We start from the raw sequence: 11,999 nt of genomic DNA on the forward strand, positions 1-11,999 counted from the left end.
TGATCTTCAACCGTCCCGGGCTTGCGCAGATCTCCTATCGCATTGGCACCTTCGGCACCTTCCGCAAGGCGATGCTCGACCAGATCCACCGCCAGCCCGAGCTTGCGGGCCTGTTGACCCGCGAGAGCGACGACCACGCGATCACCCTGCTCGAGCTCGTGGCCGCGATGGGCGACGTGCTGACCTTCTACAACGAGCGCATCGGCAACGAGATGTACCTGCGGCAGGCGCTGCACAAGGCCTCGGTCGAGCAGCTGACGGCGCTGGTGGGCTACATTCCGCGCCCGGCGCTTTCGGCCACCACGGCGCTGGCCTTCGAGATCGAGCCCGGCAAGACCACGCGGCTGTGGCAGGGGCTCAGGGTGATGAGCGTGCCGGGTCCGGACGAGACCGCGCAGATCTTCGAGACGCTCGAGGAAATCCGCGGGGCGGGGCGGCTGAACGCGGTGCCGGTGATGGCGCCGTTCCTGCGGTTCAACGCCTTCGCCGAGGCCCGCAGCCGCGCGCCACTGGCCGCCCCCGGCGGGCCGGCCCCGGGCGACCGCTTCGCCATCTTCGGCGACCGTCTCATCGAGGTGAAGGAGGCCGGCGCCACCGAGACCGGGCCGCGCGGCAGCTACCTGAACTGGTCGCCGCCGGTGCAGGCGGCAGATCTCGACACGATCTTCATGCGCGCCGCACCGGTTCTCCGCCGGCTGCTGTTCTTCGGCCACAACTCGCCCGACAGCTATACCGCCTACAATCCCGACAGCTCCGAGGCGCCCCAGAACCGCTGGCGGTCGCGGCCCATCGACGTGCATGTCCCGTCCTCGGCGCAGCTCTACCCGCTCTCCGCCAAGGTGGACGACCTCGAGCCCGGCGCCCACCTGCTGCTCGACGCGGGGCCCGGCACCGCGAGTGACGAGCCGCGCCTGCGCACTGCCCGCGTGATCGAGGTGACCGAGGGGCCGGTGCAGCTGCCGACGAGCCCGGTGGGCGACACGCCGCCCGCGATGACCGACACCGTGACCCGGATCCGGGTCCGCCGCACCATCCTTGGCCGGCCCGCGCTGGTGCCGCAGGTCGGCAGCAACCCGTTCATCCTGATGCGCGAGGGCGGCGGCACGCCCGCCCTCGCGGTCGCGGACCCGGGCCCGCAGAGCCTTTTCCCGCTCGCGGCGGTCCTGCCGGCGCTGTCCTCGGACGTGGTGGGCGCGGCCCCTCCGGGCGACCTCTTCCTCTTTGCGCGCAACCGGCGGGGCGGGCTGTCCTACACCTCGGTCTCGAACGCGCTGAACTGGCAGGATCTCGGCGGGCTGCTGACGTCGCCCCCGGTGGCGGTGGCGCTCGCCGGTGCCCAGGTGCGGGTCTTCGTGCGCGGCGCCGAGGCGGGGCTCTGGATGTTCGACGTCACCGGCGGCCCGGCACTGCCGCAGCCGCTGGGCGGCCTCCTCGCCTCGGACCCTGCCGCGGTCACCCCGGACGGCATCCGCATCGCCGTCTTCGCCCGCGGCATCGACGACGCGCTCTGGTGGCGCGAGCATGACGGCGCGGACTGGTCCGGGTGGGGGAGCCTGGGCGGTGCCATCGCAGGGACGCCCGCCGCCACGGCCACCGGGGCCGGGCGCTACGACGTCTTCGCCCGCGGCAAGGCGGGCCGCGTGCTGCACTTCCGGCAGGCCTCGGGCGGCTGGCAGCCGCCCCGGGACATCGGCGGAGACCCGGCGGGCGACCCGGCGGCCATCGGCGGCGGCCCGGACTGGGCGCTCTGCGCGGTCCGCACCCGCGACGGCCGGCTCGCCCATCTCTACCGCTCCGCCGAGACGTGGTCCGGCTGGACCGATCAGGGCGGCACGCTGGGCTCGGACCCGTCGCTCGCCGCCTCGGCCTCGCAGCTTCATGTCGCGGCCCGGTTTGCCGACGGCACGCTGGCCACCGCGGTGCTCTCCACCGGCCTGCCGACGTGGGTCCGGCATGGCGAGGGCTGGGGCGGCATCGGCGACCGCCGCGAGGCGCGGCTCTACGAGATCGGCGGCACCGATATCGCCTTCCGCGACTACGACTACCCCGACCGCACGTCGGGCGGCTGGCTGTCGCTGCCGCTGGAGCCGGGCGAAGACCCCGACGACGCGGGCGGTCTCGGGCCGCTCGCCAAGGGGCGCAAGATCATCCTGTCGGACGGCATCCGCCAGCACCGGGCCGAGGTGGTGCAGCGCTTTGCCGTGCCCTCGGCCTTCGGGCGCAGCCCCGATCACCTGGCCGTGGGCATCGCGCCGCCGCTGCCCGGGACCGCGGCGCAGGTCACCCTGATGGGCAACGTGGCCGAGGCGAGCCACGGCGAGACCCGCCGCGCGGAGGCGCTGGGCGGCGGCGACGCGGCGGTGCCGTTCCAGTCCTTCCGCGTGCCGCCCGGCGAGATCACCCACCTGCCGCAGGCGACCGAGGTCCGCCCCAAACCGCAGGTCGAGCTGCGCGTCGACGGGGTGCTCTGGCAGGAGGTCCCGCATCTCTACGGCCGCAGCGCAAAGGAACGGGCCTTTACCCTGCGCCTGCCGGCGGACGCCGAGCCCCGGGTGCGCGGCGGCGACGGACTGCGGGCGGGGGCGCGGTTCCCGACCGGGGCGCTGAACGTTCGCCTGACGCGGCGCCTCGGGGCGGGGCTCGCGGGGAACCTCGCCGCCGGGCAGCTCACGGTCGCGCTCGAGAAACCAGTGGGGCTGCGCGGTGTCACCAACCCGTTGGCGGCCTCCGGCGGTGCCCCGGGCGAGACCGCCGAGGACGCACGCACCGCCGCGCCCGACGGGATGCGCACCTTTGGCCGGATTGTCTCTCTGCGGGACTTCGCGGCGCTGGCGCTGGCCTCGGGGCTCGCCGCCAGGGCCGACGAGGCCTGGGTCTGGATGCGGATGCAGCGCACCGCGCACCTGACCGTCGCGGGCCCCGGCGGCGCCGCGCTGCCGCCCGAGACGCTGGTGCTGCTGCACGGGATGCTGACCGCGAGCCGCGATCCCAACCGGCCGCTGGTGCTTGCCAACATGGTCCGCATCCCCGTCGCGCTGCACGCCAGGCTGCTGCGCGATCCCGCCTATCGGTCCGAGGACGTGGCCGAGGCCGCGCGCCGCGCCGTGCTCGAGGCCTTCGATTTCGGCACCGTGGGCATCGGCCGGCCGGTGCACCTTTCGAACGCCCATGCGCTGCTGCAATCCGTGCCCGGCGTGCTGGCGGTGGACATCGACCTGCTGCACCTCGCCGATCACGCCGACCTGACGCCCGCCGAGCGCAAGCTCCGCGCCGTGACCGCAGCACCGGTGCAGCCCCACATCCGCCTGTTCCGCGCCAGGCCCACGCCGCAGGACCCGGCCCGGATCGACCGCTACCAGTCCGCCGCCTTTGCTCCCGGCCCGCCGCCGCCGGTGCTGCCCGCCGAGCAGGCCTACATCGCCGATCCGGCGACGGACCTGCAACTGACCGTCGTGGAGGCCCTGTAGATGCCCGCATACAGCCAGGCCGCCGATCACAAGCTCTGGAACCTGCTTCCATCGATCCTGCGCGAGCGCGACGCCGACCAGGGCTATCCCCTGCGCGCGCTGCTCGACATTGCCGAGGAACAGGCCGACGCGCTCGAGGCCGATATCGAGCAGCTCGGCCGCAATGCCTTTGTCGAAACCTGCGAGCCGTGGGCGATCCCCTACGTGGGCGCGCTGGTGGGCACGACGCTGCTGGCGGGCGACAACCGGGTGCAGGACGCGGCCACCGCCGAGGCGCTGTTCGAGGATCTGGAGGGGCCGTCCTTCGTCACCACCACCGGGTTGCGCAGCCGCACCGACACGCTCAAGACCGTCTACTACCGCCGCCGCAAGTCGACCCTGCCGATGCTCGAGGAGCTGGCCCGCGACGTCACCGGCTGGGCCGCCCACGCGGTGGAGTTCTTCGAGCGGCAGGTCTGGTCGCAATGGGTGCGCAACCGGCTGCGGATGCACGCGCTGGCGACGCCGGACCTGCGCTCGGTCGAGGTCATGGACCGGATCGAGACCGCCTTCGACACCACCTGCCGCACCGTGGACGTGCGCCCGCCCTCGCAGTTCGGGGGGGGGGAGAACATCCCCAACATCGGCTTCTACCTCTGGCGGCTGCGCTCGCTCGAGCTGCCGCAGATCACCGCCCGGCGGCTCGGTGGGGCGGGCGACTTCCGCTACCACCTGTCGGTGCTCGGCAACGACGCGCCGCTGTTCTCGAAGCTGCGGCGCGAGGGCGACGAGACCGGGCTCGCGACCGAGCTGCACGTGCCGCAGGCGATCCGTCCGGCGAAGTTCTTCGACGACCTGTCCGCCTATTTCGCGCTCCCGCTGCCGCGTCCGGGCTTCACCGCCTTCTACGGGGCGCCCGCGGGCATGGGGGCGCTGCCGCCCGCGCCGGATGCGAGCCTCTTCGTGGTGGTGGACGGCGCCGAGGTGCCGCCCGACGACATCCGCTGCCGCAACCTCGAGACATGGGCCCAGCCGCTGGCGAACCAGGTGGCCATCGACGTGGTGCGTGGCCGCATGACGCTGGGTGCGAACCGGGTACCGGCGGAACGCGTCGAGGTCTGGCGCTTCCAGGGCGTCCCGGGCGAGCTGGGCGGCGGCACCTACCGGCGCACCGCGTGGCTGATCTCGGATGATGTACCCGCCCGGCGGCTACGGGTGAACGCCTCGGGCGATGGCGACAGCTTCGCGAGCCTCGGCGATGCGCTGGCCGGGTGGGTGGCTGCCGGCCGCCCCGACACGATCATCCGGATCGAGGACAACCGCAGCTACGACGAGAACCCCACCATCCAGATCGCCGGCGCGCAGGGGCGGTTCCTTGCCATCGAGGCGGCGGACGGGGTGCGGCCGCACATCCGCCTCGCTTCGCGCCTCCGGGTGCAGGGGGCGAACCCCGACTTCACCCTTACCCTCGGCGGGCTGCTGATCGAGGGCGCGGTGGACATCCCCGGCTCGCTCGGGCGGCTGCGGCTGATCCACACCACGCTGGTGCCCGGCGGTTCGATTGCAGAGCCCGACCCGGACGCGCCGCCCGCGCCTGCGGGGCCGGTGATCCCGTCGGTGCGGGCCTCGGCGGTGCTGAACGGCGATCCGGCCAACACCGAGCTCAGGGTCGAGATGGCGTTCTCGATCACCGGCCAGATCCGGGTGCCGGAGAGCGCCGAGGGCATCTTCGCGCTCGACTGTGCCATCGACGGGCAGGGGGCGCAGGCGATCCGCGGGCTCGGCCCCTCGGCCGCTGCTTCCGGCCCTGCGCTGCACCTCGAGCGCTGCACCCTCCGCGGGGATGTGAACGCCCGGCAGATCGACCTTGCCACCGAGACGATTTTCGACGGCGTGGTCACCGTCGAGCGCCGCCAGACCGGCTGCGTGCGCTTTTCCTACGTCACGCCGGGCTCCGGGACGCCGCGCCGCTACCGCTGCCAGCCGGGCCTTGCCGAGCGCGCAGAGATCGCCCGCATCGGCGCTGCGGGCCCGCTGACCGAGGCCGGGCGCGACGCCATCCGCGCGCGGGTCCGGGCCCGGGTGCGGCCCGAATACACCTCCGAGGATTACGGCGACCCCGCCTACCTGCAACTGGCGCTGCTGGGTGCGAAGGAGATCGCGACCGGTGCCGAGGATGGCTCGGAAATGGGCGTCTGGTGCCATCTGAAACAGCCGCAGCGCGCCGACAACCTGCGGACGAGACTGGAAGAATACCTGCCGTTCGGACTGGATCCCGGGATCATCTACGTGACCTGAGCAGCCCGCGCATTTGAAAGGACGACGTGATGAGCGGAGATTATTCGCGCGACACATTCGAAGAGCTCCGGCGCTACGCGGCGCTGCGGATGCAGCAGGGGCGCGTGCTGCTGGACGCCGATTTCAACGAGATGGTCGACATCCTCAAGACCCGCATCGAGAAGCTTTCGCTCGATGCGCTGGGCAACCCCGGCTATTCGCTGCACGTGAGCCCCGGCGCCTTCGAGGTGAGCCTCGTGCCCGGCCCGCAGCCCGATCTCGCGCTGTCACCGGGGCGGGTCTACGTCGACGGCAAGATGGCCGAGATCTTCGAGGGCGAGACGGTCACCTACACCGGCCAGCCTTTCTATCCCGAGCCGCCCGACCTGCCGGTGGGCGATGCGGCGGTCTACCTCGAGCTCTGGGAGGAGGAGCTCACCTGGGTCGAGGCGCCGCTGCTCGACCCGGCGCTCGGCGGGGTCGACACCACGACCCGGCTGCGCACCAACTTCCGCCTGCATGTCGAGGGCGGGCAGGCCGCCGAATGCGGTCTCGACGTGGCCCCGCCGCCCTCGGCCGGACGGCTGACCACCCGCGCCGTCGCGGTGCCCGCCCCGGACGATCCCTGCATCCTGCCCCCGGGCACCGGCTACCGCGCCACCGAGAACCGCTTCTACCGGGTCGAGGTGCACGAGGCCGGTCCGCTCGGCACCGCGCGGTTCAAGTGGTCGCGCGACAACGGCTCCATCGTCTCGCCGGTGCGGCTGATGGCCGACAACGGCGGCCAGACCGAGCTTACCGTCGACCGCATCGGACGCGACCCGGTGCTGCGCTTCAGCCCGGGCGACTGGGTCACCGTTACCGACGACCACCGCGAGTGGATGGACGAGCCCGGCGAGATGGCGCGGGTCGCGGGCATCGACGAGGCGGCGGGCACGATCCTGCTCGAAAGCGCGATCCCGCAGATCGGGACGCGGGCCTTCGGTGCCAACCCCGACGATCTCGAGGCGCGGCACACCCGGATCCAGAAATGGGACCAGACCGGCGCCACCAACACGCTCGACCCCGAGGGGCTGATCCTCACCGGGCCGGGGCCCATTCCCATCGACGACGTGGGCGTGGGCATCGAGATCGAATTCTCGGTCGAGCCCGCCGGCGGCACCTTCCGGCGCGGCGACTACTGGACCTTCTGGGCGCGCACCGCCACCGCCGAGATCCTCGAACTGACCGACGCGCCGCCCGACGGCATCAAGCGCCACTACGTGCAGCTTGCCGCCGCCAGCGATCTCGGCGGTCCGAACCCGGTGGTCAGCAACTGCCGCCCCGTCGAAGAGACCTCGGACGAGGGCTGCTGCACCGTCGTCGTGCATCCCGGAGAGAGCATCCAGGCCGCCATCGACTCGCTGCCGCCGCAGGGGGGATGCGTCTGCATCAAGGCCGGGCAGCACACCGTGCCGGACACCATCACCATCGCCCGCGCCAACGTCCACATGCACGGCGAGAGCCCCGGCGCCATCCTGCGCGGCGCGGCTCCGCTTCTGCGCATCGACACGGGCAGCGCCGCGGTGCGCATCGACATGCTCGACTTCGTGGGCCGCGCGCCGATCCAGCAGCTTGTCGGCATCGTCGAGGTGCAGGGCGCGCAGGACGTCACCATCGCGGATTGCAGGATCGAGGGCTTCACCGACATCGGTGGTGGCGTCGGCATCCTTGCCACCTTCGCCACCCGGCTCACGCTGCTCGAGAACCAGATCGCCCGTACCAACTTCGGCATCGTGGTGCAGGACTACTCGCCGCGCCCGATCATCCGCGGCAACGTCCTGAGCTTCGGCGCGGCGCAGGCGGCGGACACGGCGGATGTCGGCATCTGGGTCGGCGACGTGATCGAGCCCGCGATGATCGACGGCAACACGGTCTCGGGCGCGCATCTGGGCATCGTGGTCAGCCGCAACCCCTTCGGCGCGCCGGTGTCCGTCGCGCGCGGCACCTCGGTCACCGACAACCTGATCCTCACCGGCGCGGGCTCGGGGCAGGGCGACCAGGCGGCGCTCGGCATCGACATGGCGGCGGAATACGGCATCGTGCGCGGCAATGTCGTGATGGTCGCCGCCTCGAACGGGGTGGGCATCCGGGTCGTGGGCTCGGGCTGCCTCGTCAACGGCAACATCCTGAGCGCTCCGCGCGCGCTCGAGCTGCCCGCCTTCGGCATCCTGCTGGGCTACGACGGCGAGACCGGCAGCGCGGTGGCCGACATCCGGGTCTCGGACAACCAGCTCGACGGTCGCATGCACGGCATCGTCACGCTGCGGGCGGTCTCGCCGAGCATAACGGGCAACACGCTTCTCGCGGTCGAGGGCGTGCCGGTCTTCGGCATCCTCACGCTCGACACCCCGCAGGCGACGGTCTCGGACAACCGCATCGAGGGCAGCTTCGTCGCCCTTGGCGGCAATGCGGGCCGCGAGACGCGCATCGCCGGCAACGACGTGTCGCGGGCCGGGGCGGGCGTGCTGCTCTTCAACGACCTGCGGCCCACGGTGTCGGACAACCGCCTGACCGGCTGCACCGCACTGGGCGCGGTCGCGGCGCTTACCCTCGGACGGACGGAGTTCACCGGCAACCGTGTCGCCAATGCCGGGATCGAGGCGCCGCGCGCCGTCGCCCTCGGGGCCTTCGGGATCTTCGGCGAGTGGCACGTGCAGGGCAACGAGGTGCTGGACACCGGCGTCGCGCCGGACGGGGCGAACCCGCCCAACGAGGCCTGGGGCATCTGGGGCGACCTGATCCTGCAGGCGCGGGTCGAGGGCAACCTCGTGACCTACGCCGACCCGTTCTCGCGCGATGTCACCCGCGAGGACCGCGCGCTGCTGATGCGCGGCCTGCTCGAGGTGCGTTTCGTCTTCGGCCCGGGGGAGCGGCTGGTCTTCGGCTATCCCGTTCAGATCCTCGGCAACAATTTCTCCGGGAACGGCGCCGGCGCGCTGGTGCAGCTTTTGGACCTGCCGCTGGCGGACCAGATCAACGCGCGGTTCGAGCGGGTGTTCTTTTCTGACAACTACTGCCTGCACGTGGCGGGCGACAACAGCGACAACCGCGCGACGGTGGATCTCGTCGGGCGTGGCTGCACCGTGACGGGCAATCAGGTGAAGGCCACCAACCGCGGCTTCTTCTCGTTCAACTTCAACGGGATGCGCGGGCCCTTTGCGGACAACGTGACCTCCGGCGGAACGCTGGGCTACGCGCCCTTCGCCCCGGCACCGGACGGGCAGAACAACTTCATCCTCGTGTGACGGAGCGTGACATGGCACTGGAAGACGCGATTGCGGAACAGCTCAAGCGGATCGGGACGCTGCGCAAGGAGTTCATCGACAAGGGCGCGACCCCCGACACCGCGAAACAGGTGCAGAACCTGCGCGAGGAGCGGGCGGCGCTGCTCACCGGCAGCATCCGCCGGCTCCGGCGCGACCGCGAGGCGGCCATCGCGCGCTTCGACAAGGAGATCGCGGCGCGCGAACGCGAGCTGAAGGAGTTGCAGCGCCCCACCGACCTTGATCTTGTCCGCCGCTCGGGCGGTGGCGGGGAGCCCGTGAAGGGCGGGAAGGACTGAGGTCTACGCAGGGGCTGGCTGGTCGGGCCGGGACGCGGAGGCACGCGCCTCGACCGCCCGGGCGATGAGGCTGCCGTCGTCGCGGGCGACGAGCGTTTCGCGGCCCGCGCGCAGGACGTGGACCGCGGCGCCGGCGTCGAGATTGCCGAGGTAGACAAGCTCGCGCACCCGGATCGGTGCCGTGCTGCGGGCGGCGGTCTCGATAAGGCGGGTGAAGCTTGGGAAGTAGAGCAGCCCCACCGCGTTGAAGTCGAGGCCGTGGCACGGCTCGATCCGCTGTGCCCCGGCAAGGGGCACGGTCCGGCCCCGCAGCGCGCGGGAGGTGTCGCGGGCGCGGGCGTCGAGCGCCATGAGGTCCGGCTCTGCCATCGGCAGCGCGCAGTTGCGGGCGGGCCGGGCGCGCACGATCCGGCGGTTCGAGCCGGTCTCGTCATGCGCCACGAAGGTCGAGAGCATCCGCAGCGCGCCGATCTCGCGGCCCCGGTGCAGGAACCGGTGCCGCGAGCCGAGCCGCGACGCTCCGGCGGCGGCAAGATCGGAGCGGATCTCGAGCGCTTCGCCAAGCAGCGGGCCGGTGGGCGCGAGCTCGAGCCGGGTGGCGCAGAAAGCGGCGTAGAGCGGGCGGCCGTCGGCGGTGCGGAAGCGCAGGCTCTCCTGCCCGAGTGCGCCCGCGATCAGCCCCCAGTGCAGGTCGCCGCAGAAGCCCAGAAGCCACTGTTCGGAAAGCCCGTGCGGCCCGAGCTGCTGCATCCCGAGTATCTGCCGCGCGACGCGCGTCGTGGCCGCCGCGGCGCTGGTCTGCGCGTCAAGCATCGCACACCTGCGTCGCGGCGGCGCCGAGCTGCGCTTCGATCTGGTCGGCGAGGTGGCGGCTGTCTTCCTCGATGCCAAGGAAGCGCCCCGAGCCCCAGGTGTTCAGCCAGCCGAGCCCGATGAAATGCAGTCCTTCGTGGGCGGTGACGCCGCGGTCGAAGACCGGCTTGCCGCGCGCGTCGAAGACATCGGCCTCGATCCAGCGATAGTCCGGGCGGAAGCCGATGGCCCAGAGCACCGAGGTGATGCCCGCCTCGGCTAGGTCGATGCGGGTGCGCTCCTGCTCCGGCGACCAGAGCTTGACGAAAGGCGGCTCCTCGGGCGCGTCGATGCCCTCGCGGGCGATATAGGCGTCGATCTGGGTGCGGATGCCGACGTAGGAGCGGTCGGCGTCGTCGAGGTTCTTGCCGAGGTCGGGCAGGAAGCGCACCTCTGTGCCGTCCATGTCGGCGAGCGAGCCGTAAAGCTCTACTCCATGCTCGAGGTGGAAGCGGCGCAGGTCGATCTCCTTGCCGCCGTCGCGGCCGGACATGTAGTGGTTGGTCTGGGTCTGCGCCTTCACCGGGTCGGGGTGCTCGGCGATGGTGACGGCATAGTGCCCGGCGTCGTAGAGCCAGTCGGTCGCGTCGCGTCCGCGGTACTTGCGCGGACTGCGCGGGGCGGGACCCACGGCGAGGTGAACGTCGCGCCCGGCACGGGTGAAATCTTCCATCAGCTGCACGCCCGACTGCCCGGTGCCAACGATCAGCACGCCGCCCTCGGGGAACTGGTCGACGTTGCGGTAATCGACCGAGTGCATCTGGAAGATCTCGGGGTCGAGCTTCTGCGCATAGGCCGGCTCGATCGGCATGTCGTAGCCGCCGGTAGCGATGACCACCTGGTCGCAGGTCCAGTCGCCCGCCGAGGTCTCGACGTCGAAACCACCCTCCGCGCGCGGCGCCACGCGGGTGACGGTGACGTGTTCGCGGAGGTCCGGGCGGGTCTTCTCGGCGAAAGCGTCGAGATAGGCGGTGATCTCGTCCCTCAGCATGAAGCCATCGGGATCGGTGCCGCCGTAGTCGCGCGCGTAGTGGAAATCGGGCAGGCGGCACTGCCAGTTCGGCGTCACGAGGCAGAAGCTGTCCCATCGGTTGCGGCGCCAGGAGTGGAAGGCGTCGTGGCGCTCGAAGACGGTGCTTTCGATGCCCTTCTGCTTCAGGCACCACGCGGTCGAGAGGCCGGCCTGTCCGCCGCCCACGATGACGACGGGGATATGCGGGGTGTGGGTGTCCTTCATGGGCTCGGTCCTCATTGCGAAATGTCCAGGCAGGTAATTTCGGCGCCGTCCCGGCCTTCGAGCCCGGCGATGCGCGTCTCGATGCTGTCGAGCTGCGCCATGGCCGAGCTGCAGGCGAAGCCGTACTTGGCGGCGACCCGGTTCGAGGCGCGCTCCATGGCGATGCGGGCGCGGGTCAGGAAGTCGTCGACGGGGTAGCTTCGGCCGGGCTCGAAAAGCTCGGCGACCACCGAGGAGGGGGAGTAGAGCCGCTCTTCGGCGCCGTCGGGCCAGCGGACGGTCCAGTAGGTTTCAGGCATGGTGGCCTCCGAGATCGAGATAGGGGTGGGTGGCGTGGTCCCAGAACAGCGCGCTGCCGCTCTCGTCGCCCAGACGGACGGCGCTGCCGGGGGTGACGGCACCGATGGTGGTGGCCTTGATGCCGCGATGGGCGAACCGCTGGCAGACGGCGCCGGCATCTCCGGGTGCCACCGAAAGCAGGAAGCCGAAGCTCGGGAAGCTGCGCAGCCAGCGGTCGAGCGGGACGCCGGGCGGTGGAGTGATGGCGGTGGTGTCGAGGTCGATGCCCACGCCCGAGCATTCC

Annotated in this window: 6 protein-coding genes and 2 pseudogenes; 4 read left to right on the forward strand and 4 right to left on the reverse strand. The window is 71.7% G+C overall.

The window, feature by feature from the left end:
* The 4 genes and pseudogenes from HC022_RS11205 to HC022_RS11220 all read left to right on the forward strand — a co-directional run.
* Positions 1 to 3,467 (forward strand): annotated as a pseudogene (locus tag HC022_RS11205) (hypothetical protein); the annotation flags it as partial.
* Positions 3,468 to 5,744 carry a hypothetical protein gene (locus HC022_RS11210; protein WP_167452482.1) on the forward strand — a complete coding sequence of 759 codons (2,277 nt, stop codon included), beginning with the start codon at positions 3,468 to 3,470 and terminating at the stop codon, positions 5,742 to 5,744.
* Positions 5,745 to 5,773: 29 nt separating this feature from the next.
* Positions 5,774 to 9,010 (forward strand): DUF6519 domain-containing protein, encoded by a 3,237-nt coding sequence (locus HC022_RS11215; protein WP_167452483.1) that lies wholly within the window; start codon positions 5,774 to 5,776, stop codon positions 9,008 to 9,010.
* An 11-nt stretch (positions 9,011 to 9,021) separates the two neighbouring features.
* On the forward strand, positions 9,022 to 9,327 hold the full coding sequence (locus HC022_RS11220; RefSeq protein WP_167452484.1) for a hypothetical protein: 306 nt from the start codon (positions 9,022 to 9,024) through the stop codon (positions 9,325 to 9,327).
* A 3-nt stretch (positions 9,328 to 9,330) separates the two neighbouring features.
* On the opposite strand, the gene HC022_RS11225 is transcribed toward HC022_RS11220, so the two are convergent.
* The 4 genes and pseudogenes from HC022_RS11225 to HC022_RS11240 form a co-directional block, all read right to left on the reverse strand.
* The gene (locus HC022_RS11225; protein ID WP_167452485.1) at positions 9,331 to 10,140 is read right to left on the reverse strand and encodes a Pnap_2097 family protein; all 810 of its coding nucleotides are present in this window, start codon (positions 10,138 to 10,140) and stop codon (positions 9,331 to 9,333) included.
* Positions 10,133 to 11,416: an MSMEG_0569 family flavin-dependent oxidoreductase gene (locus HC022_RS11230; protein WP_167452486.1), complete on the reverse strand. Its 1,284-nt coding sequence runs from the start codon at positions 11,414 to 11,416 to the stop codon at positions 10,133 to 10,135. Before HC022_RS11230 ends, HC022_RS11225 begins: the two co-directional genes overlap by 8 nt.
* An 11-nt stretch (positions 11,417 to 11,427) precedes the next feature.
* Complete coding sequence (locus tag HC022_RS11235) at positions 11,428 to 11,715, reverse strand: MSMEG_0570 family nitrogen starvation response protein (protein WP_008884998.1); 288 nt, start codon at positions 11,713 to 11,715, stop codon at positions 11,428 to 11,430.
* Positions 11,708 to 11,999 (reverse strand): annotated as a pseudogene (locus tag HC022_RS11240) (AIR synthase-related protein); the annotation flags it as partial. The pseudogene HC022_RS11240 and the gene HC022_RS11235, both read right to left, overlap by 8 nt.

Source organism: Salipiger sp. HF18, from assembly GCF_011806505.1.
Classification (GTDB): Bacteria; Pseudomonadota; Alphaproteobacteria; order Rhodobacterales; family Rhodobacteraceae; genus Salipiger; species Salipiger thiooxidans.